Origin of the sequence: Fibrella musci, from assembly GCF_041321105.1 — a bacterium.
GTDB classification, from domain to species: Bacteria; Bacteroidota; Bacteroidia; order Cytophagales; family Spirosomataceae; genus Fibrella; species Fibrella musci.
The window spans coordinates 30,224-54,586 of the sequence record NZ_JBGGWD010000001.1 but is presented as its reverse complement, the minus strand read 5'-3'; the positions used below and the strand labels follow the sequence as shown (position 1 = coordinate 54,586).

20 protein-coding genes are annotated in these 24,363 nt (G+C 55.7%); 9 read left to right on the top strand and 11 right to left on the bottom strand.

Features of this window, described 5'->3' with window-relative positions; genetic code table 11:
- Positions 1-44: 44 nt before the first annotated feature.
- Positions 45-623: a hypothetical protein gene (locus ACAW74_RS00230; RefSeq protein WP_370696176.1), complete on the bottom strand. Its 579-nt coding sequence runs from the start codon at positions 621-623 to the stop codon at positions 45-47.
- A gap of 212 nt (positions 624-835) precedes the next feature.
- On the opposite strand from ACAW74_RS00230, the gene ACAW74_RS00225 reads away from it, so the two are divergent.
- From ACAW74_RS00225 to ACAW74_RS00185, 9 genes are all read left to right on the top strand, one after another.
- Complete coding sequence (locus tag ACAW74_RS00225) at positions 836-2,269, top strand: glycosyl hydrolase (protein ID WP_370697210.1); 1,434 nt, start codon at positions 836-838, stop codon at positions 2,267-2,269.
- A 29-nt stretch (positions 2,270-2,298) separates the two neighbouring features.
- Positions 2,299-3,744: an oxidoreductase gene (locus tag ACAW74_RS00220; protein ID WP_370696175.1), complete on the top strand. Its 1,446-nt coding sequence runs from the start codon at positions 2,299-2,301 to the stop codon at positions 3,742-3,744.
- The gene (locus ACAW74_RS00215; protein WP_370696174.1) at positions 3,741-4,553 is read left to right on the top strand and encodes a 3-ketoacyl-ACP reductase; all 813 of its coding nucleotides are present in this window, start codon (positions 3,741-3,743) and stop codon (positions 4,551-4,553) included. Before ACAW74_RS00220 ends, ACAW74_RS00215 begins: the two co-directional genes overlap by 4 nt.
- A 24-nt stretch (positions 4,554-4,577) precedes the next feature.
- Positions 4,578-5,810: an MFS transporter gene (locus ACAW74_RS00210; RefSeq protein ID WP_370696173.1), complete on the top strand. Its 1,233-nt coding sequence runs from the start codon at positions 4,578-4,580 to the stop codon at positions 5,808-5,810.
- Positions 5,811-6,291: 481 nt separating this feature from the next.
- Positions 6,292-10,893: a glutamate synthase large subunit gene (gene gltB / locus ACAW74_RS00205; protein WP_370696172.1), complete on the top strand. Its 4,602-nt coding sequence runs from the start codon at positions 6,292-6,294 to the stop codon at positions 10,891-10,893.
- A gap of 3 nt (positions 10,894-10,896) precedes the next feature.
- Complete coding sequence (locus ACAW74_RS00200) at positions 10,897-11,223, top strand: DUF6883 domain-containing protein (protein ID WP_370696171.1); 327 nt, start codon at positions 10,897-10,899, stop codon at positions 11,221-11,223.
- A gap of 9 nt (positions 11,224-11,232) precedes the next feature.
- Positions 11,233-11,463: a DUF4926 domain-containing protein gene (locus ACAW74_RS00195; protein ID WP_370696170.1), complete on the top strand. Its 231-nt coding sequence runs from the start codon at positions 11,233-11,235 to the stop codon at positions 11,461-11,463.
- Positions 11,464-11,543: 80 nt separating this feature from the next.
- The gene (locus ACAW74_RS00190; RefSeq protein ID WP_370696169.1) at positions 11,544-13,049 is read left to right on the top strand and encodes a glutamate synthase subunit beta; all 1,506 of its coding nucleotides are present in this window, start codon (positions 11,544-11,546) and stop codon (positions 13,047-13,049) included.
- 206 nt (positions 13,050-13,255) lie between these two features.
- Positions 13,256-14,182, top strand: coding sequence for an NAD-dependent epimerase/dehydratase family protein (locus tag ACAW74_RS00185; protein ID WP_370696168.1), 927 nt, complete (start codon positions 13,256-13,258; stop codon positions 14,180-14,182).
- Between the two features lie 59 nt (positions 14,183-14,241).
- Here ACAW74_RS00185 and ACAW74_RS00180 read toward each other — a convergent pair whose 3' ends face one another.
- The 10 genes from ACAW74_RS00180 to ACAW74_RS00135 form a co-directional block, all read right to left on the bottom strand.
- A complete protein-coding gene (locus ACAW74_RS00180; protein WP_370696167.1) occupies positions 14,242-16,566 on the bottom strand; it encodes a glycoside hydrolase family 65 protein in 2,325 nt (774 codons plus the stop codon).
- A gap of 106 nt (positions 16,567-16,672) precedes the next feature.
- The gene (pgmB, locus tag ACAW74_RS00175; RefSeq protein WP_370696166.1) at positions 16,673-17,344 is read right to left on the bottom strand and encodes a beta-phosphoglucomutase; all 672 of its coding nucleotides are present in this window, start codon (positions 17,342-17,344) and stop codon (positions 16,673-16,675) included.
- Between the two features lie 108 nt (positions 17,345-17,452).
- Positions 17,453-18,340 (bottom strand): PIG-L family deacetylase, encoded by an 888-nt coding sequence (locus ACAW74_RS00170; protein WP_370696165.1) that lies wholly within the window; start codon positions 18,338-18,340, stop codon positions 17,453-17,455.
- Positions 18,341-18,422: 82 nt separating this feature from the next.
- Complete coding sequence (locus tag ACAW74_RS00165; RefSeq protein WP_370696164.1) at positions 18,423-19,178, bottom strand: tetratricopeptide repeat protein; 756 nt, start codon at positions 19,176-19,178, stop codon at positions 18,423-18,425.
- Between the two features lie 87 nt (positions 19,179-19,265).
- The gene (locus ACAW74_RS00160; RefSeq protein WP_370696163.1) at positions 19,266-19,736 is read right to left on the bottom strand and encodes a hypothetical protein; all 471 of its coding nucleotides are present in this window, start codon (positions 19,734-19,736) and stop codon (positions 19,266-19,268) included.
- A 160-nt stretch (positions 19,737-19,896) separates the two neighbouring features.
- The gene (locus tag ACAW74_RS00155; protein ID WP_370696162.1) at positions 19,897-21,183 is read right to left on the bottom strand and encodes a hypothetical protein; all 1,287 of its coding nucleotides are present in this window, start codon (positions 21,181-21,183) and stop codon (positions 19,897-19,899) included.
- Positions 21,184-21,343: 160 nt separating this feature from the next.
- Positions 21,344-21,970 carry a hypothetical protein gene (locus tag ACAW74_RS00150; protein ID WP_370696161.1) on the bottom strand — a complete coding sequence of 209 codons (627 nt, stop codon included), beginning with the start codon at positions 21,968-21,970 and terminating at the stop codon, positions 21,344-21,346.
- Between the two features lie 119 nt (positions 21,971-22,089).
- Entirely contained in the window at positions 22,090-22,722 is a 633-nt protein-coding gene (locus tag ACAW74_RS00145) for a response regulator (RefSeq protein ID WP_370696160.1), read from the bottom strand.
- A 13-nt stretch (positions 22,723-22,735) separates the two neighbouring features.
- Positions 22,736-23,812 (bottom strand): ATP-binding protein, encoded by a 1,077-nt coding sequence (locus tag ACAW74_RS00140; RefSeq protein WP_370696159.1) that lies wholly within the window; start codon positions 23,810-23,812, stop codon positions 22,736-22,738.
- Positions 23,809-24,285 carry a hypothetical protein gene (locus ACAW74_RS00135; RefSeq protein WP_370696158.1) on the bottom strand — a complete coding sequence of 159 codons (477 nt, stop codon included), beginning with the start codon at positions 24,283-24,285 and terminating at the stop codon, positions 23,809-23,811. Before ACAW74_RS00135 ends, ACAW74_RS00140 begins: the two co-directional genes overlap by 4 nt.
- Positions 24,286-24,363 lie beyond the last annotated feature (78 nt).

Sequence of the window (24,363 nt, the reverse complement as noted above, 5' to 3'; positions counted from 1 at the left end):
CCGATCGGCAAGATACGGGCGTTGGTCGAACGCCGGGCATAGGTTTACTCAGGCACCACAGCGCCTTCGAAGCCGAGTGCCATAGGCGCTTTGAACGCGTCCGTATTGTTCGGCCCGGTGGGTTGCAGCAGCAGGTTACGGCATTTGACGTGCAGAAACTTGTTGACCTGCGAGACGTCAACCGTGCCCTTTTCGCCAGTCCACTCCTTGATTTTCTGCCCCGACACATCGCCGAACGACACTCGCACCTGTTTCTGGGCGGCGTTGCCCTTGCTGGCCAGTTGATACGTACCTGGCGGCGGATTGTCGACGCCAAAGTCTAGTTGCAACACGTACAACCGGTCTGATGTAAATGAGGTAAGTAGCCCCTGAATGACCTGAAAACCGCCTTTGTAGGCGTAGGGTGTTTTTGCGTCGTTGTTTACCTGAGCGCGTACCTCCCCGAAATTGTACCAGCCATTCGGTCCGCTATACAACGGACTCTTGGGGTTGGTGTACCGGTCGTCCCGGGCGGGTGGTACGTTGGACCAGCTATCCGTAACCGGTTGCTTGGGCGCTTGCTGGGCCATACCCAACGATGAAGTCAGCAGCAGGCTGGCAATCAATATATAGCGATAGTTCATAGCTCGTTTTTCGGGCAAGGTACGAGAACGATTAGAATCCGCTAGACCGAAGCCAGTATTCGGTTAGCGGTGCCCGGTTGCCGCCACTTGACAGTGAGCCTATCATTCTGGCCTATGGGCGATGAAGGGCTTTCCCAAAAGTAGAATCTGCCAGTGTGCTGTTTTGTGTGGGTAGCCAATTCACCCACCCGGCGGCCTCGTCGTTCTACCGCATGATTCACCTGAATTCATCCCTTACCCCGTCTGATTTATCGACTAAACTTCAACGCTTCTGGGCGCTTTCGGGCCAGAAAATTCAACAGATCGAGCAAACGTACGACCCCAAAAACGGGTCGCCCGTGTTCACGATACAAGGCCGCTACACTACGCGCGGCTGGACCGAATGGACGCAGGGCTTTCAGTTTGGGGCGGCTCTGCTTCAGTACGATGCCAACGGCGACGAGTCGTTTCTGACGCTCGGCCGCGACCGGACGCTTCAGGTGATGGCGCCGCACGTGAGCCACGTGGGTGTGCACGACCACGGCTTTAACAACGTCAGCACCTACGGGAATCTGCTGCGGCTGATGCGGGAAGGCAAAACGCTGCACAACGAGTGGGAAGCTAATTTCTACGAACTGGCGCTGAAGATCTCCGGCGCGGTGCAGGCCAACCGCTGGACGCCCATCAACGGCAATGGGCTGGGTACGTCGGCGGGTGCCGGATTTTTGTATTCGTTCAACGGGCCGCACTCGCTGTTTGTCGACACCATCCGGTCGTGCCGGGCGCTGGTAGTGAGCCACCTGCTGGGCCACACGTTTCAGGGCGAAGGCGACAAACGCATCGACCTGCTCGAACGGGCGCTGCTGCATATGCAGGCAACGGCCAACTTTGCCGTTTACTACGGCGAGGGCCGCGACTCCTACGACCTATGGGGCCGCACGGCTCATGAAAGCATTTTCAACGTCAACGACGGCAATTACCGCTGCCCCAACTCGCAGCAGGGCTATACGGGTTTCAGCACCTGGACGCGCGGCCTTGCCTGGGCTATGTGTGGCTTTGCCGAAGAACTGGAAGCCCTGGCGATTATTAGCGACGACGAACTAACCCGCTTCGGTGGCCGCGCCTCGCTGGAAGCCATGCTGCTGAAAGCGGCCCGCGCCACCTGCGACTTCTACATTCAGCACTCGCCCACCGATGGCGTACCGTATTGGGATACCGGCGCACCCAACCTGCACAAACTCGGCGATTACCTGGACCGACCCGCCGACCCCTTCAACGACCACGAGCCCGTCGATAGCTCGGCGGCAGCCATTGCGGCACAGGGGTTATTGCGGCTGGGGCGCTACCTCATGCAGTTGGAACGTACCCAGCTTGATGGGCAGGATGCCGTTCTACTGGGCAAAACGTACTGGCAAGTGGGGTTAACAGTGTTAGATTCACTCCTGCAGGAGCCGTACCTCAGCACCGACCCGCAACATCAGGGGCTCTTGCTACACTCGATCTACCACCGGCCCAACGGCTGGGACTACGTACCCGAAGGCAGCCCCATACCGCGTGGCGAGTCGAGTATGTGGGGCGATTATCACATCCGGGAAGCCGCGCTCTACGTGCAGCGCCTGATCGACGGAGGTCCCTACTACACCTTTTTCAACTGCGTAAACGCCTAAGCGCTGTAGCCCTAAAACCGTACCTTTTCATGAGCGGCAAATACAAACCGAAGTACCCCCGGATGGCCCAGATCAAAACGGCCGCCGACCTGACAACGTACCTGCAAACCAACGCCATCGACCTGCCGTTCGACGCCGACCTGTTGCCGCCTGATCAGAGTCCGTTCAACCGGCCCATTCCACTCAAATCAGGCAAGACCATCGGCAACAGCCTGTGCATTCTGCCCATGGAAGGCTGGGACGGCGCCCCCGACGGTAAACCCACGGATTTTACGCGGAAACGGTGGATCAAGTTTGCCGAAAGCGGGGCTAAACTGCTCTTTGGCTGCGAGGCCGTCGCCGTCTGCCCCGGCGGGCGGGCCAACCCCAATCAACTGGTGATGAGCCGGGCCAACCTCCCCGAATTTGTTAGCCTTCGTCAGTTGCTGCTCGATAAGCATACGGCTTCCTTTGGCAATACCGACGGACTCATCATTGGCCTGCAGCTCACGCATTCGGGGCGATTCTGCAAGCCGAATAGCCACAAAAAATTCGAGTCGAAAATTCTCTACACCCACCCCTTCCTCAATGCCAAATTCGGGATGGACGCCGATTACCCCACGCTGACCGACGAGGACATCGACACCATCATCGGGCAGTACGTCGAGGCGGCGGTGATGGCACAGGAAGCCGGGTATGACTTTGTTGACATCAAACATTGCCACGGCTACCTGGGGCATGAGTTTCTGAGTGCGGTCGACCGGCCGGGCAAGTATGGCGGTTCGTTTGAGAACCGGACGCGCTTTTTGCGCAACATCGTGGCGGGCATCCAGCAGGCCGCACCGGGGCTGGAATTGGCCATCCGGCTCAGCGCGTTTGATCTGCTGCCGTTCAAAAAAGGCGAAAACGACATCGGTACACCCGAAGCAGCCGACACATATCCGTTTGCGTTTGGCGGACAGTCCTCTGGGCTCGGCATCGACCTGACCGAAACTAAAGCGTTTCTTCAGTTAGCCCAGTCGTTGGGCATTCAGATGATCTGCATTACGGGCGGCAGCCCTTACTACAATCCGCACCTGATGCGCCCGGCGCTGTTTCCGCCGTCGGATGGCTATCTGCCCCCCGAAGATCCGCTGGTAGGCGTGAAACGCCAGATCGACGTCACGCATGAACTAAAGAAGGCGTTCCCTGAACTGGTAATTATCGGGTCGGGCTATTCGTATCTGCAGGAATGGCTGCCCAACGTGGCGCAGTACGTGTTGCGAACGGGCATGGCCGACAGCGTCGGTTTTGGCCGGATGGTGCTTTCCTACCCCACCATGCCCGCCGATATGGCGGCGGGGCAGTCGCTCACGCGCAACCACATCTGCCGCACGTTCTCCGACTGCACTACGGCTCCGCGCAACGGCCTGATTTCGGGCTGTTACCCACTCGACCCCGTGTACAAGCACCTCCCCGAAGCCAACGAGTTAAAAGCTATCAAGGAAACGTTGTGAGCCACGTACCCAACGACGCCCCGGCGGTGTCTTCACCGCGCCGCCCGGTCGCTTTCATTACCGGCAGCAGCCGGGGTATTGGCCTGGGCATTGCCGAACACCTAGCCCGGAAAGGATTCGATCTGGCCATCAACGGCGTGCGTGCAGAAACCGAGGTTACCGATGTGCTGACCCAGTTGCGCGCGCTGGAGACCGACGTGCTGTATTGCCCCGGCAGTATCGCCGATGCTGACTCACGCGCGATGATGCTGGCGCGCATTGAGGCGCACTTTGGCCGGCTCAACCTGCTGGTCAACAATGCCGGGGTGGCCCCCAGCGTCCGGGCCGATTTGCTCGATACGTCCGAAGAAAGCTTCGACCGGGTGGTGAACACCAACCTTAAAGGCACGTTTTTTCTGACCCAGGCCGTTGCCAACTGGCTGATCCGGCAACAAGCTGCTGATGCCGATTTCCGGGGAATGATCATCAACATTTCGTCGGTATCTGCCACGGTGGCGTCGGTGAACCGGGGTGAGTATTGTATCTCGAAAGCGGGGCTGAGCATGACAACGCAACTCTTTGCCGTGCGGCTGGGTACGTTCGGTATTCCGGTCTACGAGGTACGTCCTGGCGTCATCAAAACCGACATGACGGCCGGCGTATCGGCCAAATACGATCAGCTCATTGCCGACGGCCTGACCGTGCAACCACGCTGGGGCCTGCCCGACGACGTGGGGCGCGCCGTTGCGGCCATTGCGGATGGCAGTTTTCCGTACTCCACCGGCCAGGTATTTATGATTGACGGCGGCCTGACGCTGGCCCGCCTCTGACCCCGCCCTGACTTCCTGAACCCCATGACTACTTCTCCCCTTACTGTTCGTCAGCATCTCTTTCAAATCCCCGTTCTGGTGGCTGCGCTGGGCTACTTCGTGGATATGTACGATCTCTTTCTGTTCAGCGTCGTTCGGGTGCCGAGCCTTAAGGAACTGGGCGTCACGGGCGATCGACTCTTACCCGAAGGAATTTTCCTGCTTAACTGCCAGCTGGCGGGCCTGCTTATTGGTGGGGTGTTGTGGGGCATTCTGGGCGACAAACGCGGACGGCTATCGGTGCTGTTCGGCTCCATTTTGCTGTATTCGCTGGCCAACATCGTCAACGGTACCATCACCAACCTGACGCAGTACGCGCTCTTGCGATTTATCGCGGGTATTGGGCTGGCGGGCGAACTGGGAGCAGGCATCACCCTGGTGGCCGAGATTCTGCCGCAACGCCTGCGTAGCTACGGATCCATGCTCGTCGCAACGATGGGCGTGCTGGGGGCTATTCTCGCTTATTTCGTAGCCGATCTGTTTGCCTGGCGCGTGTCTTATTACGTGGGTGGTGGCCTGGGGCTGCTGCTGCTGGTACTGCGTTTCAACGTGTTTGAATCGGGCCTGTATGAGCACCTCAAGGCCAGCCGGACGGAACGCGGCAACTTCCTGGCCCTTTTCACCAACCCCACGCGGCTGCGCAAATACCTGATGGCCATTATCATGGGTGTGCCGCTCTGGTTTGTAGTGGGCATCCTCATCACCTTCTCACCCGAGTTCGGGCAGCATGCCGGGCTCACCGAACCCATTGTAGCCGGCAAGGCGGTGATGCTGTCGTTTGCCGGGCAGTCGGTGGGCGACATCGTCAGCGGTCTGCTGAGCCATCGGTGGCGCAGCCGGAAGAAAGCCATCCGGCTGTTTATTCTGCTTTCCTTCTCGATGATGTTGGTTTATCTGCTGGCCCCGGTTCAGCAAAACAGCACGTTCTATTTCTTCTGCTTCTGCCTTGGGTTCTGCAATGGCTACTGGACACTGTTTATCGTGCTGGCCGCCGAACTGTTTGGCACCAACATCCGGGCTACGGTGGCTACTTCGGTGCCCAACTTTGTACGGGGCGCTACCGTGCCGCTCACGGCGCTGTTCGTGCTGCTCAAGCCCTCACTCGGAATTACGTATGGCGCGCTGGCCATCGGGGCGGGTGTGGTAGCGCTGTCGCTCATTGCCCTCAGCTACCTCGAAGAAACGTACGACAAAGACCTGGACTACATCGAATCGTAGGTCGATCGCTCAGGTACGTATCGAATTCGCCAACTGCTTTAGGCTCAGTAACCAGCTTCGTCGGCCCAGCCGGAACGGCTGGCGACTGAGCCTAACTACTTATATGGTCAGGTCTCGCTTGACCAGTCAATTTGCGTAGGTAGGACTGTAAACTTCTTATTGACAGAAAAGCAATAAATAAGGAACAGTACTCAGAAAGACATCAACATTTCGGCCCTGCCGTTACGATATATTCATTTTTATAGAAGTTTTATAATCAAATTCACAAGGAGCTCACCAACGAACGAAATTTGGTCGGGCAGGCTTTTAACCATACGTCCTATCTAGTATATTGCGTAGCTTTCATCACAAACATTCGTTAGTCTCATGACGTATTCGCTTCGTCGGCTAACGCTCCAGACTTGCTTGTTGTCAATTTCGTAATTCAGTGTTGGCTCAGTCTGTTTGTTGATCTACCAACCTGCTAATCTGTTTATCGTTCATGGCTGATCAAGTCGATCAAGTAGGTGACCAACGTACCCAGGATTCGCTGGGTCTCTATCGCCCCGAGTTTGAACACGATAACTGCGGCATCGGCTTCGTTGCCCACATCAAGGGCCGCAAATCGCACCGTATCGTTTCCGACGCCCTCTTTATGCTGCGCCGGATGGAACACCGGGGTGCCGTGGGTGCCGAAGGAAACTCGGGCGATGGCGCGGGGCTGCTGATTCAGCTTCCCCACGAATTTTTCGTCGACGAATGCCGTAAGTTGGGCGTTCACCTGCCCGCTGCCGGTGAGTACGGCGTGGGTATGGTCTATTTTCCGAAAGACGTATGGCTGCGCGAAGAATGCCGGGCCGTGCTGAACCGGAAGATGAAAAAGCTGGGCCTGGAACTGCTCGGCTACCGGGTCGTGCCCGTCAACAACAGCGATCTGGGCGGAACAGCCCGGTCGCAGGAGCCGCAGATGGAACAGGTGTTCATCAAACGGCCCGCTACCATTACCAATACCGACGATTTTGAGCGTAAACTTTACATTTTACGGAACGTCAGCACGCGCATCATCAACGAGACGATCACGGGTGTTGAAAGCTTCTATTTCTCGTCGCTCTCGTGCCGGACAATCTCCTATAAGGGGCAATTGACCACCGAGCAGCTCGAAACGTATTTCCCGGATCTGGAGAATGAAGATGTGGTCTCGGCGCTGGGCGTCGTGCATTCGCGCTTCTCGACCAACACCTTCCCCTCGTGGAAGCTGGCCCAGCCGTTCCGTTACATTGCCCACAACGGCGAAATCAACACCGTGAAAGGCAACGTCAACTGGATCAAGGCCGCCGAAGCCCTGCTCGAATCGAGCAAGTTCACGAAAGAAGAGATGGACATGCTCCTGCCCATCTGCGACCACCGTCAGTCTGACTCGGCCAACCTCGACAACGCCATCGAACTGCTCGTCATGAGTGGCCGGTCGTTGCCGCACGTGATGATGATGCTGATCCCCGAAGCCTGGGACGGCAACGAGCAGATGGACCCGGTTCGGCACGCGTTCTACGAATACCACGCCGCGCTGATCGAACCCTGGGACGGCCCGGCGTCGATCTCATTTACCGATGGCCGTATCGTGGGCGCTACCCTCGACCGCAATGGCCTGCGTCCGTCGCGCTTCTGGGTAACCAACGACGACGTGGTGATTATGGCGTCGGAAGCGGGCGTGCTCGACATCGATCAGAGCAAAGTGGTCAGCAAAGGCCGTTTGCAACCCGGTCGAATGTTCGTGGTCGACATGGAGCAGGGCCGCATCATCGCCGACGAAGAAATCAAGCAGCAAATCTGTTCGGCGCAGCCCTACCAGCAGTGGCTCGACGAGAACAAGATTCGGATTGCGCAACTCGAAGCCCCGGCACGTACCTACAGCCGGTATGGCGAAAAATCGCTGCTGAAGATGCAGCAGGCCTTCGGCTTTACGTCGGAAGACCTGCGCATGATTCTGGCCCCGATGGTCGAAACGGGTAAAGAAGCGCTGGGTTCGATGGGTACCGACGTACCGCTGGCCGTGCTCTCTGAGCAAAGTCAGCACCTGAGCCACTACTTCAAGCAGTTGTTTGCGCAGGTTACCAACCCACCGATCGACTCGATCCGCGAACGCTCGATCATGTCGTTGATCTCTTACGTGGGCGCTACGGGCAACCTGCTCACCGAATCGCCGGAGCACTGCCGACAGGTCGAGCTGGAGCAGCCCGTGATGACCACGCAGGAATTCGACAAAGTCCGGTTTATCGACCGTCCGAATTTCCAGGCCAAAACGGTCAACTCGCTCTTCCTGGCCGACGGCAAGGGCGAATCGCTCGAACGGGCGCTGGAACGGGTCTGCCGCTATGTTCGCGATGCCATCGAAGACGGGTACAGCATCGTCATCCTGTCTGACCGGGCCATCGACTCCGACCACGCCCCTATCCCGTCGCTGCTGGCGACGGCAGCCGTCCACCACTACCTCATCCGGGAAGGGTTGCGCGGCAAGGTGGGTATTCTGGTCGAAGCGGGCGACGTCTGGGAAACGCACCACGTGGCTACGCTAATTGGCTACGGCGCGTCGGGCGTGAACCCCTACATGGCGTTTGAGAGCATCGCCAGCCTGAAAGACAAAGGGTTGTTGCAGGTGGAGTACGACCTCGACAAACTCTACAAAAACTACATCAAGGCCGTTAATGGTGAGTTGCTCAAGATCTTCTCGAAGATGGGTATCTCTACCTTGCAGTCGTACCAGGGCGCGATGATTTTCGAGTGTCTGGGGATCAACAAGTCGGTTGTCGATCGGTATTTCACGGGAACGGTATCGCGCATTGGCGGTATGGGCCTCGCCGAGATTGCGCGTGAGGTGCTCGTTCGCCATCACACGGCCTTCCCGCCGCTGCCAACCGTCGCAACCAAGCGCCTCGAAGTAGGTGGTATCTACCAGTGGAAACAACGCGGCGAGAAGCACATCTTCAACCCCGACACCATCCACCTGCTGCAACAGTCGACCAAAAAGAACGATTACGGGCTGTTCAAAAAGTACAGTCAGCTCATCGACGACCAAACCCAGCATGCGCTCACGCTGCGCGGGCTGCTGACGTTCCGCAAGGGCGAGTCGATATCGATTGATGAGGTTGAGTCGATTGAGTCGATCTTCAAACGCTTTGCTACCGGGGCCATGTCGTTTGGCTCGATTTCATGGGAAGCACACACCACGCTTGCTGTGGCCATGAACCGCATTGGCGGCAAGAGCAACTCGGGCGAAGGCGGGGAAGACGAACTGCGCTTTTCGCCGCTGCCTAACGGCGACAGCCTCAACTCGGCCATCAAGCAGGTGGCATCGGGCCGGTTTGGCGTTACAAGCCACTACCTGAGCAACGCCCGTGAGTTACAGATCAAAATGGCGCAGGGAGCCAAGCCCGGCGAGGGTGGTCAGCTGCCCGGCCATAAGGTCGATGACTGGATCGGACGTACCCGGCATAGCACGCCCGGCGTGGGCCTCATTTCGCCCCCGCCGCACCACGACATTTATTCGATTGAAGACTTAGCCCAGCTCATCTTCGACCTGAAGAACGCCAACCGGGCTGCCCGGATCAGCGTTAAGCTGGTGTCGGAGGCAGGCGTAGGCACCATTGCGGCAGGCGTCGCCAAAGCCCATGCCGACCACATTCTGGTGTCGGGCCATGACGGCGGTACGGGCGCCTCTCCCCTATCGAGCATCCGCCACGCGGGGCTTCCTTGGGAGCTGGGGCTGGCCGAAACGCACCAGACACTGGTGAAAAACAAGCTACGGGGCCGCGTGACCGTGCAGGCCGACGGCCAGATTCGTACCGGTCGTGACCTCGTGGTTGCTGCCATGCTGGGTGCCGAAGAATTTGGTGTAGCCACGGCGGCACTGGTGGCGGCGGGCTGCATCATGATGCGGAAGTGCCACCTCAACACCTGCCCCGTAGGTGTGGCCACGCAGAACAAAGAACTGCGCGCGCTGTTTACCGGCAAGCCGGAGCACGTGGTGAACATGTTTACGTTCATGGCGCAGGAGATGCGCGAGATTATGGCCGAGCTGGGTTTCCGCACGGTGGCCGAGATGGTTGGTCAGGTGCAGATGCTGCAAATGCGTTCCGACATCAGCAACTGGAAATACAAAAACCTCGACCTGTCGGGGATTCTGTACCGCGAGTCGGCCAGCCTTGACGTGGCGCTCTACAAGCAGGAAGATCAGGATCACGGCATCGACCAGATTCTGGATCGTCAGCTGATCGAAGTAGCACAACCCGCCCTCCAAGGTGCGGAGAGTGTCTACGCCGAATTCCCGGTGCAGAACATCAACCGGAGCATTGGCACCATGCTCTCGAACGAAATTTCGAAAGCCTACGGTGGGCCGGGCCTCCCGACGAGCACGATTCACTTCAAATTCCGGGGTACGGCGGGCCAGAGTTTCGGCGCGTTCAACACCGCCGGGGTACGTCTCGAACTGGAAGGCGACGCCAACGACTACTTCGGTAAAGGCCTCTGCGGTGCCGAACTGATCGTGTACCCTGATCGGACGGCGACGTTCAAGCCCGAAGAGAACAGCATCGTTGGTAACGTGTCGTTCTACGGAGCGACTTCAGGTGAAGCGTACATCCGCGGCATGGCGGGCGAACGCTTCGGGGTACGTAACTCCGGCGCCAAAGTCGTAGTGGAAGGTGTGGGCGACCACGGCCTCGAATACATGACGGGCGGCGTCGCGGTGATCCTCGGCAAAACGGGCCGCAACTTCGCGGCGGGGATGTCGGGCGGCGTGGCGTATGTTTACGACGTCGACGGCAGCTTCCCTGAGAAAGTCAATCGGGAGATGGTTAGCCTCGAATCGCTGACCGACGAAGATCAGGCCATTCTGCGCGACTTCGTAGAGAAGCATTTCCAGCATACAACCAGCAACGTGGCTCTCGCGCTCATGCAGGACTGGGACAACCAGATCGGCAAGTTTGTGAAAGTACTGCCCGGCGACTTCAAGCAGGCCCTCGCCAGCCGGGGTATCAGCCTCAGCGAGCAGATCCGCGACAAAAACGTGGTCTACCAGGATATTGTCGTTGATGTGGTGGGTGGTTGATTCATGAAACTGCCAAACTGTGAACAGGCTCTCGTTCAGGAGATCAAGCTTACCGGCTATCTCCTGAACGAGGAAAACTCAAAAGGGAAATCGCATTTCTATAACCGGATTGGTTTTAATGAAGCGAATCCTTTTGAACTCAGTCTCGCCTTAAAGCTACTTGCCTGTAGTGGCGAAGTCACGGGTACAGAACAAACGAAGTTTGGTATCAAGTACTTTGTTGTTGGTTCGTTAACGAATCCATTAAACAGAGACGTTGTTGTGTTGAGCATCTGGATCTTCGACCAAAACGGATCTATCCCGAGGCTCGTTACAGCTTACCCAAACTGAGGTACAATCATGATGGAGCTATTCAAAGAAGCAGTATTGCTCGTCGATCTGCCCGATAAAGGCCTTGAGAAAGGCGACGTTGGCGTTGTCGTTGAGATTTACGGCAATCATGAAGGATATGAAGTCGAGTTCATGACGAAAGAAGGCCGCACGATCGCTGTCGAAACACTTTACCCTGATCAGGTACGTGCCATTAATAAACGTGACATCTGGCACGTTCGTGAGTTGGCGGAAGCTTGACGCCCCCGATTTGGGTTGCCCAGTCCCTTCACCAACGTACCTACTGAACCACTCTTTTACGCATTAACTCTTTCACTGTAATGGGAAAGCCTACCGGATTTTTAGAATTTACCCGCGAACTGCCTAAAAAGCGTGACGTTACGGAGCGGGTCCATGATTATAAAGAAATCGAGCAGCCGTTCAACGAGAGCCAAACGCAGCAGCAGGCGGCCCGGTGCATGGACTGTGGCACGCCCTTCTGCCACAGCGGCTGCCCACTGGGCAATATCATTCCTGAGTTCAACGATGCCGTATACGAGCAGAACTGGGAATATGCCTGGGAGATCCTGTCAACGACCAACAACTTCCCCGAGTTTACGGGTCGCATCTGCCCGGCTCCCTGCGAGTCGGCCTGCGTGCTGGGGATTAACAAGCCGCCCGTAGCGATTGAGTTCATCGAAAAATCGATTGCCGAAATTGCCTTTAAAAACGGATACATTCAGCCGCAGCCGCCGCTGAAACGGACGGGCAAAACCATCGCGGTGGTGGGCTCAGGGCCGGCCGGTCTGGCGGCAGCGACCCAGTTGAACAAAGCCGGTCATACCGTGACAGTCTTTGAACGGGCCGATCAGATTGGCGGGCTGCTCCGCTACGGTATTCCTGATTTCAAACTTGAAAAATGGACCATCAGCCGTCGTCAGGCGGTGATGGAAGCCGAAGGCATTACGTTCCGCACAGGCGTGAACGTGGGCGTCGACATCAAAGCCAAAGACCTGCTGGCCAATTTTGACCTGGTGATGCTCACGGGCGGCTCGACCGTACCGCGCGACCTGCCGATTCCGGGCCGGGACCTGAAAGGCATTTACCCGGCGATGGAATTCCTGAGCCAGCAAAACAAACGCGTTGCAGGGATCGCGCTCGAAGTCGACCATCGGGGGGCTCCTTACGCCAATGGTGATTTGCAGGCTACGGGCAAAAATGTGGTCGTGATTGGTGGCGGCGATACAGGTTCCGACTGCGTGGGTACGTCAAACCGGCACGGTGCCACGAGCGTCACGCAGATCGAACTGATGCCGATGCCGCCGAAAGAGCGCGCCGACAGCACCCCCTGGCCCCACTGGCCGATGATGCTGCGCACGAGCACCAGCCACGAAGAAGGCTGCGAACGCCATTGGAGCATCAACACGAAAGCGTTTATCGGCGATGAAAACGGCAATCTGAAAGCCTTGCGCCTTGTGGATCTGGAGTGGAAGAATGAAGGAGGCCCGACGGGACCCGGCCGCATGCAGATGGTCGAAGTGCCGGGTACGGAGCGCGACGTTCCCTGCGAACTGGCGCTGCTGGCCGCGGGTTTCCTGCACCCCCAACACGACGGTCTGATTGCCGATCTCGGTCTGGAACTGGACGAGCGGAAGAACGTAAAAACGCACAAGTACCAGACGGTAACCAACCCGAAGGTGTTTGCCGCCGGTGATATGCGCCGTGGTCAATCGCTGGTGGTCTGGGCCATCTCGGAAGGCCGCGAAGCCGCCCGCGCCGCCGACTGCTACCTGATGGGTGAGAGCATGCTCGAAGCCAAAGCCCAGTCGATGCTGGCTCTGGCCTAACGTACCTGAAGTAGCTAAGCTGAAAGCCGCTGGTCACCGACTGGCGGCTTTTTGCTTGGGTACGTTGCATCGTGGCTTACGTTCGTAAGCCCGCGGCCTCGATACCTGTGCCAGTAAACCGCAGCCAGGCAAAACCCGCGCCCTGACTAACCGGTTACTGGGTAAAGCGTTTGACTTTACTTCAGCTTGTTTCTACTCTCCATTCTATGCAAACGATCCTGGGCGCAGGCGGGGCAATCGCCGACGAATTGGCCCGTGAACTACACCGGCACTATACTACCGCCATTCGGCTGGTGAGTCGTCACCCGCAGCGGGTCAACGACACCGATCAGTTAGTCACGGCCAATCTGCTCGATGCGAGGCAAACAGCCGAAGCCGTGGCCGGTTGTGAGATTGCCTACCTCACGGTTGGGTTGCCCCTCGATACGTCGCTCTGGCAGACGCAGTTTCCGGTCATTATGCAGAACGTGATCGCCGCCTGCAAACAGCACCAGACGAAGCTGGTCTTTTTCGACAACACCTACATGTACCCCCAAACGGGCGTCATACTGACTGAAGATACGCCTTTTGCACCCTACGGACCTAAAGGCCGGGTACGTGCCCAGATCGCGCAGATGCTGCTGACTGAGATGGCGGCGGGAACGCTTACAGCCCTCATCTGCCGGGCACCTGAGTTTTACGGCCCCGGCAAAACCCAGAGTTTTACCAATTCGGCCGTGTTCGACGCCATCCGGCAGGAGAAGAAACCCCGCATTTTCCTCCGCGATGACACCCTTCGCACGCTTATCTATACCCCCGATGCCAGCCGAGCGATGGCGCTCATTGCTCATGCACCTGATGCCTATGGCCAAACCTGGCACCTCCCCTGCGACGATAACCGACTGACGTACGAGCAACTAATCGCCACGACCGAAGCGATCGTCGGGCGGCCGATTCCCTACACCATATTGCCGCAATGGCAACTAAGCTTGTTGCGATTGTTCCTGAAACGCATCCGCGAAACCGCCGAACTCCTCCCCCGCTACCGGGTCGACAACGTCTTTGTGTCAGACAAGTTTAAGCGGCGCTTTCCGCAGTTCAGCGTCACCACGTACCCGGACGGTATCAGGGCGGTGCTGAGCGAGGTACGTTAGCCCTCAACCAAAAACGGGGATACCAGCCTGGCATCCCCGTTTTCTATTCGCTCGCCTGGTTACGCAGCAACCGCTTTCCGAGCGACCGTTTTCTCGCTGTCGGCACCGATCGTCACGGCTTCACCATGCAGCAACAACGTGATGGGCTGCGCCGAGAAATTGGCCACCGTGACGTCCTGTTGCGTTACGGTGATCTGTAGCAACGTACCCCGGAACCGGATTTTGAACGCCAGTGCCTCCCAGCCGTCGGGACAGTAGGGCGCCAGCACCAGTTGGTCTTTTTCAACACGCAGTCCGCCGAAGCCTTTCACCACCGCCAGCCACGTACCGGCCATGCTTGTGATGTGGCAACCGTCTTCGGTGTCGTTGTTGTAATCGTCGAGGTCGAGGCGGGCCGTGCGGAGGTACATCTCGTAGGCTTTCTCTTTCATGCCCAGCTTCGACGCCTGAATGCTGTGCACGCAGGGCGACAACGACGATTCATGCACGGTCATTGGTTCGTAGAAGTCGAAATTCCGGCGCAGCGTATCGGTATCGAACTCATCTTCAAAGAAGTACAGCCCCTGCAACACGTCGGCCTGTTTGATGAAGCACGAGCGCAGAATCCGGTCCCACGACCAGTTCTGGTTCAGGGGACGCTGCCCCGCCGGAATGTCGGCTACGGGCATCAGGTCTTTGTCGAGAAAATCGCTCTGCTGCAAGAACACCTGCCGCTCGGGGTCGTAGGGATAATGCATTTTCTCGACGATGTCGGCGGCTTTGGCCAGCTCGGTGGTTTCGTCGAAGTGAAGGCGGGCGGCCAACGCCTCATACGCCCCGGCATCCAGTCGTTTCACCGTCGCGACGGCCTCAGCGGTGTAGCGCAGCGTCCAGGCGGCGATGTAATTGGTGTACCAGTTGTTATTAACGTTGTTTTCGTACTCGTTCGGGCCCGTCACGCCCAGCATCACGTATTGCTGTTTGGCCGCCGACCAGTTGACACGCTGCATCCAGAACCGGCTGATGCCGATCAGTACGTCCAGCCCGTATTCGGTCAGGTACGTTTCGTCGGCAGTGTAGCGCACGTAGTCGTAAATGGCGTAGGCGATGGCCCCATTGCGGTGGATTTCCTCGAAGGTAATTTCCCACTCGTTGTGGCACTCTTCGCCGTTCATGGTTACCATCGGGTAGAGGGCGGCGCCATCCGTAAAGCCCAGTTTCTGCGCGTTTTCGATCGCTTTTTGCAGGTGCTTGTGGCGGTATACCAACAGGTTTCGCGCTACCTGCTGATCGGCCGTTGCCAGGTAGAAAGGCAGGCAGTAGGCCTCGGTATCCCAGTAGGTCGATCCGCCGTACTTCTCGCCGGTAAATCCTTTGGGCCCGATGTTCAGCCGTTCATCTTTGCCGGTATAGGTCTGGTTTAGCTGAAAAATGTTGAACCGGATGCCCTGCTGGGCCGCCACGTCGCCGTCGATCCGGATGTCGTTCAGTTGCCACTTGTCGGCCCACGCCTGTTGCTGTTCGGCCAGCATGGTCTCGAAGCCTTTGGCCGACACCCGCTGAATGTAGCCTCGGGCTTCGCGCAACAGGTTGTCGACCTCGTAGTTCAGCGACGACAGGTTCACGGCGTATTTCACCAGCACTGTTTCCTGTCCCTGCCGACAATCGAGCGCGATACGGTTGGCCACGTATTTTTCATGCTTGATCGGCTGCGACTGATAATCGACTTTTTCGCCGTTCTGCGTTACCTCGACACACATGCCCGTCGTGACGTGGAAGCCGGTTTTGCGGGTACGTAGCTCAATATAGGCTTCGCCGTAGGCCGTTTCCTTACGCACTTCATCCCAGAACGTCTCGTCGTAGTTGGCGTCTTTGTTCCGAATAGCTCCGTCGAGGTAGGGGGTAAAGGCAATTTTAGCGTCGGCGGTGAGCGGCGTGATGCTGTAGCGGATGGCGCCGGCTTCGTCATCGACGATCGAGCAGAACCGAACGGCGTGCACGCGAAACTCGTGCCCGTTTTTCAGCGTCACCACAAACGACCGCTCCAGATAACCCGCCTGCATGTTGAGCACCCGGCGGAAGTCGCGCACGGGGCAGGTATTCAGGTCGAGCACTTCGTCGTTAATCTCGACGTCGATACCAATCCAGTTGGTCGCGTTCAGGACTTTGGCGAAGTATTCGGGATACCCGTTTTTCCACCAGCCCACGCGGGTCTTATCGGGGTAATACACACCCGCCACGTAGTTGCCCAGCAGGGTTTTGCCCGAAAACGTTTCTTCAAAACTACCTCGACCGCCCATTTGGCCGTTGCCGAGGCTCATCAGGCTTTCGGTAATCTCATTGAATTCCGGGTGGAATCCCTCTTCGACCACACACCAGGGGTCATTCGTAATGTACTGTTTCATCGGTGGTTGTATAGATCAGTTCAAGGTTCAACGTCTGACGTTCAAGGTTACCAGTTAGACTTTCAACCTTGAACGTTAGACGTTGAACCTTGAACATTAAACTCATTTAGTACCCCAGCCCCTGCGCTTTGTCGACAGCGGCGAGGAGTTCGGCGACGGTCAGGTGTTCCAAAGAAGGTACGACCAGGTCGGCCTCGGTGAGCACGTCGGGCGTGCCGATACCCAGGGCAAACATACCGGCCCGTTTGGCGGCTTCGACGCCCGCTACGGCATCTTCAAAGACGATACACTGCGCCGCAGGTACGTTCAGTTCGGCAGCGCCTTTCAGAAACACCTCGGGATCGGGCTTACTATTCGTGATTTTGGTGCCGTCGATAACCGCATCGAACAGGCCGGTCATGCCCACGCGCTCTAGAATCAGCGGCGCGTTTTTCGACACGGAGCCCAGCGCCGTGCGGATGCCCGCCCGTTTAGTCTGTTCCAGAAAAGCATTTACGCCGGGCAGAATATCGTCAGGCGTCATCTGGTTGACCAGTTCAAGGTACCAGCTATTCTTTTGCGCGGCCAGAATCAGCTTCTGTTCCTCCGACAGCTTCACGCGGCCAAGGTCAAGAATCCGGTTGAGCGAGTCCATCCGGCTCACGCCCTTGAGCGTTTCGTTGAATTCGTGCGTAAAGTCGAAGCCGAGCGTGTTGGCCATCCGCCGCCACGCCTGATAATGAAACCCGGCCGTATCGACCAGCACGCCGTCGAGGTCAAAAAGAAATGCGTTGATCATAAGAAGAAAGAGGTTCAAGGTTCAATGACCAAGGTCCAACGTTGGGTGGCGCAGTAGCAAGCTGGCGTTAGCCAACGTTGGACCTTGGTCATTGAACCTTGAACTCATTTAGTATCCGCTTGCCTTGAGCGAAGCGAACAGTTTTTTGAGTGTTTCAAGACCAGCGGGCCCGTTGGCGGCAAAATAATAGAAGGCTTCGACGTCGCCCCGGTGCATGGCTACGTTCATGTCGCCCGACTGCGATTTGTGCTCGGCCTTTACCCAGTCGGCTACGATCATATAGCTGTGTTTGCCCGCCTCGCCAAACGTGTGCGACACGTCGACTTCATAGACAGGCGCATTGGGCAGCACTTTGGTTTCGGGATAACCGGGCAATTCACTGAACGAAAACGTAGTGGCCCGGCTGAGGGTCCGCCCGCCCAGGATGATCGGCTTTTTCGAGCCTTTGTAGCGCTGCACCGCCCGGATCGCCAGTATCGTGGCTGTTTTGTGGTGCGCATGCTGCTCAGTCGACGGCACCAGACACAGAATCAGGTCATACTGCCCTTTGGCCAGCACCTCATCCAATTGTTTGTCTACCAACTCGATGTTCCACCGGCGACCACCCAGATAAGGCGAGGGATCGGTGGAATAGAAATCGTCGACCTGATCGAAGAAATAGAAATTGGTCAGGCCCATTACTTCGCCCGCTTTCATCAGTTCCTTCTTCCGGATGGCGGGTAGCGCCCGCCGCCCCACGGCCGAATCGAGCAGGTTCATGCCGTAATATTTGGACGCGATCATACCGTTGTAGCCGCCCGACGCATCGGTGACCAGCGCCAGATCGGCCGAGCCACCCAGTTCCCGCACCAGTTTGAAAACCGTCACGGGAAACATGGTTTCGTCGTCGGGGTGCGCCGTCACGATCAGCGTCCGCAGCGGCATAGACGACGTGCCTTTGGAAGGCTGAGCGTAGCTCAGTAGTGGCAGAAAAAGTAGAAACAGGGAACGTATCAAACCAAAGTACCTTCAGAGTTCACTAAACTCCAAAGGTACAAAGGAGGCCAGAAAGAGCCACTACCCGATCTCGTTAATGCATCTACTGCTCTTTCAATTTCGCTAAGGCTGCTTTTCCATTTTCATTCTTCGGATTCAAAGCGAGTGACTTCTCGTAGTTGAGTATGGCCAATTTTTTATCGCCAGCCAGCGCATACGCCTCGCCCAAACTGTCATAGGCATTCCAAGAACCGGGATGTAGTGTCACATTGACGCGTAATACCTCAATGGCTTCGCTGACCCGTTTTTCATTCAGCAGATCGTAGCCGATGACGTTCAACTCATACTCCCGGTTGGTGGGTGTTTTGGCATACGTACCCACAGCTACCCGAACCTGATTGGCCACTTTCCACGCCTTTTTCTTCCGTACCAGCAACGTGTAGGTACGTATGCCAGCCGACGGGTCAAGGTCGACGCCATCCCATTTCTGGTGTTCGGTGGCCTCCACAAACGCCAGATTTTCCGCTATTCGGCTGTGCACATTCGCATATGAAACCGTAACAGTTGCCCGCCCGATCTGCTCACTGTCTTTTTTTATACCGTCAAGCACAACTGGCCAGCCAATGGCTGAATAATACTCGAAGTTCGACAGAATAGTCCGGCTACTGAGGCTATCCTGCACGGAGAGCTGTTGCCATTTTTCGGTATCGGCCCTAAAGAAAGCTTCGGCTCTGGTGCGCATCACAGTCAGCAGGTCGGCTTCCGGTTTGGGCTGTGCCGAGCTCGCTGACGTGAACAGCAATATAAGGCCTAAGGTGCCTGTCAGGAACGGCAGAGGAAGCAATCGTTTCGTTGGCATGCGTTTTAAGAGTAGGTGTGAACGAAGCAATGAATATGGGGGCTTTTCATCTCCGCCCCGGCAATGCGGGTACGTTGGCGATAGCCGTCACGGCTTCGCCCGGACACGCTTTTCTACGAATTTGTCGCCGCCCCAGGCATCGGCGGGCATGGCCTTCCCCGCCCGGTCATACACCGTTTTGAAACCCGAAAAGAGCAGTGTATCACCCCGTAGTTCCCACGTTTGGGCATCGCCGTAGCCCACCCACGTCGTGTCGGAATAGTAGCGAAACGTCTCTTTATACTGGTTGCCATCCAGCGTATACGTACCTGCCCCAGCCCCGTGAAACGTCCCGTCGGGGTTGTAATGTATAAAGCTGAAAAAGCCGTCGTGAAACACCTTGATTTGCTGAGGCCGCACTGGCACGACAACCTTGCCATCGACCCGATTTTCGACCACTTCCCAGGCCCCATCAATGGGCGACGTACCTGGCGACGCCGATGTTCCCGATGTTTTTTCGGCAGACTCACAGGCGCAACTAAGCAAACAGAGGATACAAATAAGCCGGTAGTTTTTCATCGAATTGGTTGGTTAGTGTGGCGAACAAATGTACTTGGTATAGCGCTTTTCGAATTGTACAAATACGACGAAATTGTCAACGGATTGCGCATCCATTTATAGTGAAGTGAGTAAGCGGGTACTGGTGCGCGATATTGGATTACGATCAAGTCTGTCGGCTTCACTCCATTTGTTTACGCTCCACCATGTCAGTGATTCGGCGTTTCAACCTGGGGTTGTTAGCCATATTTTTTAATACCTGCGTTCGGGCTTGTAGAGGTAGATGAGCCACCTGATTCGTAGATACGCAATCACCCTGCTCTTTCAGGATAACCGATAGCTTTTTAAACGTAATATGTACGCTCGTTTTTATACCCGCTTCGTCGCCAGGCGTATCACCAACAAATCTAAAAAACTCAACTAATTCACCACCGCTACTAAGTTGGTCAGTTTGGTGGTTTGAATCAATGTAGGTTATATCCTGAAACGTAGCACTGGTAATTTTTTCAATTATCCGCCCTGCCGGAGCCGTCCAGAGATGAAAATTTTTCATTTCCTGCACCTGCGTTTTATCGCCAGAAGGTTTGTCATTATGCCATTCGATGGCATCCATAAAAACCGTAGCCCAAATACGACTCGAAGTATGGCTGATTTGTACATAAGCATACGATTTTGGGCCATGGCTATTAAATTCCCTATCTCCGTTGATTAATTTTGGCGTAAAATCGATAGCAGGAAATTCAGAAGCGATATTATCCCTTATTTCCGATTCGCAAATTTCAATATTAGGTTGTACAACGGGAATACTCGCCATCTCCCGGTCACCAAAATAAACCAGAACTTCATCACTATTTTTAGTGAAAGGGACTCCGTTTCCACTACCCACATTCAATACCCAATGATAATGTGTTGGCTGACTTAGCTTGCTAGTCACGTCGATTTTCTCAGCACCCTCTCTCAGAAAAACGTTAATGTTTTTTTGCTTGTCCAGATCATAGCCAAACAATTCGATAAGCTGTGGTTTCTCCTCCAGCACAACGCCAGTTGGCGACACACCACACAAAACGGGCTCCAGCTCAGGCAGGTTTTGCTTCAATAGTTTCGCTTTGATTCTTAATAGATCCTGTTTAAGCCGATTCCGCAGAAAATCGGCGTTGCAACGGAACTCAGCCCCGGCCGCAAGAGGTAGCCTGTCTACGGTATTCAGTACATCTCTTCGTATGGTTAATAAGGTTTCATCTTGCAGGTCACCCACTGCTTTAATTACGTCTCTGCGCGTATCCTCTGCAATCTGTTGCCAATCGCTTGATTGAGAATTCAACTGATCGGTGGAATTTTGCAGCGTATTGACCAAAGCTGCCGTAGCGTCTTCTGTAGCTTTCTTGAGTTTACCTATTCCACATTCAAAAAATAAACTAAAAAACAAGGCTGAAAAAACAGTTTTCGTGGTAACCCTAATCGATTTCATGTTGCTGATTTTTAGCGAGTTTACAGTAAGTAACAGTTGTGTATCCAGGCTCTATCTGTTAGCGTGGTTAGTATAAAATGGCCTGTTCAACGGCATCTTTATTTCAGTCGATCGGCTACTAAAAATGCACGTGAACAGGCCGCAGGTGCCAGCTAATCAGCTACGATAACACCCAGTCGTAAGTGAGTTGGTAGATGCCGCCATGGTCCCTGAATTCCACTGTTTCGTCGGGCGAATTGCCACCTGGAAACGTAAAGTCCTTCGTTGGCAATTCGATCATGGCCACTTTGGGTGTAAAAATTTCGTCGGCAAACGCCTGAACAATGGTGTTCTTTACGTACGAAATCACAGTGGGTGCAATGATGATGATAGCCTGTTTCAGAAGAACACCCACTGCTACCGGCAGAAGGCCCGCCGGCCGGGGTTGGGCTAGTTTTTCTTTCAGCTTCGCCTCAAAAAAGTCAGTAATCTTTTTCACGGCCTCCACCATGCCACCCCGGTCTCTTTCTACCAGCACCAACCCAAGGGCGTAGGTCCGGGGATACGCCTCTCCGGCGCTTAGGTTGATGGTGTGAAAGAGTTTGGCCGGGCTAAAAACCTTTACATCTCCGTCGTCGAAATCAGGATAGATGCTTACCGGGTCTATCTTGATTGTTTCACCAGCCTGATTAATGACGGCGAAGCCACCAAGATAGATTTCATCGTTACCAACTCGTTCTGCGAACGCGCCACCGGTTTCGTCTACGCATTTCACCTTGTGAATGCGCAAAGAGAGTTTAATTGCCATTTGTGCTAACTAGTTTGACTTTTTGAATCACATAACTGATTATCAGCTTGTTGCTTCAAATGTCCAACTTGTTAGCACCCGGTGAAATAGCGAATTTTTGCTATTCGTGGCAGCGGTCGTTACACCAGTTTCTGCCGGATTGCCTTTGAAATGGCCTCCTGCGACGAATTGACGTGCAGTTTCTCGTAGATTTTGCGCAGGTGCGCGTTCACCGTATTGAAGCTGATCCCGCAGGCGTCGGCAATCATCTTGTAGCTGTTTCCCTCGACCAACTGGGACAGCACCTCTTTTTCGCGCTTCGAGAGATCATAAAATTCGGGGCGGGTCGTGCGCTGTTCCTGGAAAAACCGAAACACCTTACGCCCCACGCCGGGACTAAGCGGAGTGCCGCCCATATACACGTCGGTGATGGCTTCCAGCAGCTTGTCGGGTGGGGTGCCTTTCAGCATGTACCCCGATGCCCCGGCGCAAATGGCCGCGAAAATTTTGTCGTCATCTTCAAAGACGGTCTGCATCAGTATCTGAATGGCCGGGAAAGCCGCCTTGATAGTCCCCGCTGCATCGATTCCCGATACATCGGGCATCTTGATGTCCATGATCACAACGTCGGGCTGGCACTGCGTTACGCGTTCAACAGCCCGGAGCGCGTTGGGGAACGTACCTACGAGGTGGTAATCGTCGTTGTCGGTCAGTAACAGCCGGAGGTTATCGGCAAAGGACGAATCGTCGTCGAAAATGGCTACCCGGATCATGGAATTCTGTTGATTAGAGCGGAATCATCAGCCGAATGGTGGTGCCTTTTCCGATGGTTGATTCGATTTCGAGTTTACCGTCCAGCTCGGCTATCCGCTTGTGCAAATTCCGCAGGCCGTTCCCATCTGCCGCCACGCCGGTGTCAAACCCCACTCCGTCGTCGGAGATACCGATCCAGAGAAAATGCTGGTGTTTGCGGGCATGAATCATAGCGTGGCTGGCCTCGGCGTGCCTGGCGATATTGTGCGTTATCTCTTTGATAATCAGAAACAGATGCCGCTGTTGTTCTACGTTCAGCACCTCGTTTTCAGGTACGTCCTGCCTGAATGTCAACGTTATATCACGGCTACTGAGCAACGTACCCGCAAACGTATTCACTTTATCCAGAAAGTCGGTTGCTTTGTCGTTTCCGGGACTGATGGTCCAGACCACACCGCGCATGGTTTGCACCATCTGCCGGGCTTCGTCGAGCATTTTTTCGAGTAGTGGCAGGCTGGCTTCGGGCTGATGCGGGAATTTACGCTTGGCGAGTTCGCCCAGAAAACTGATCGTGCCGAGCGTGCTGCCCACATCGTCGTGCAAATCGGCGGCAATGTCGCTGCGCAGTTGGTGCAGGCGCAGTTTGCCACGCAGTTTATACAGCGTGATGACGTACAGAATTACACCCAACACCAGCAGGCCATAGGCAACCACCATAGGCACAAACCAGGTACGTTGCCAGAAGGCCTTTTCCAGCTCAAAGGCTAACCGACTGACCAGCAACGGCCTGTTCATATTTTTTACTTCAAACACGTAGCGACCGCCAAACAAATTGGCGTAACTCACCAGTTGGCCGCGCCCGGTTGTATACCAGCGAGGGTCATCGCCCACGAGCCGGTAGGCATACCGCGCCGCAGCCGAGTCGGTGCGGTCACGGAAGGCAATGGTGATGTGGGTTTGGCGATAATTGAGCCGGATCGAGCTGCCAGGTACGTAAACCGAATCACGCTGCCCATCTGATGCACGAAAGAGCGTAAAGTCGGGTTGCCCAATCGCCGCTGTGCTGGCCAGAAACCACAGTATACACAGCACCATAGAGCGGGCGCTCATGGGGCAAACCGAGGCAATGCATCTGACTTAACCAATTGAAAGCGAGTCAGATAAAAACCGTATGTGTATATAGCCAGTTTGCCCATCGTTACCACTGGATTGATCTTCAGCCAGAACAGGTCGAGCCAGCGGTTGCCGGCATATTGAGCCAGCAACGTACCCAGTTGGGCAACCGCCATGTCGTAGAGCGCACCAAGACAGATAGCAAGCAGCAACCAGAACAATGGTTTTCGGGAAAGATAATAACTATGACGAAGCAGATTGATCAGGAAGAAAAGCGACAGACCAAACAAAGCGACATCGAGCGGTGCAAACAGGTCGAGGTTTAAAAAAAGCCTGGTTTTACCGAAACCTGTCACTGCCACATACAGTGCGTAGGCGCCAAACGCTCCTCGTATCAACCACTTCAGTAAAGAGGTTCTGGCTAACTCGGCGAAGAACAGCCCCATAAAGATGCTGGTCAGTAGTGCCAATGTTGGGTAGATAAAATGGTTATTTATGCCCCTGTTGGCTAGTAGGATCGCTACGACTCCCAGCAACGTACCCAGCAG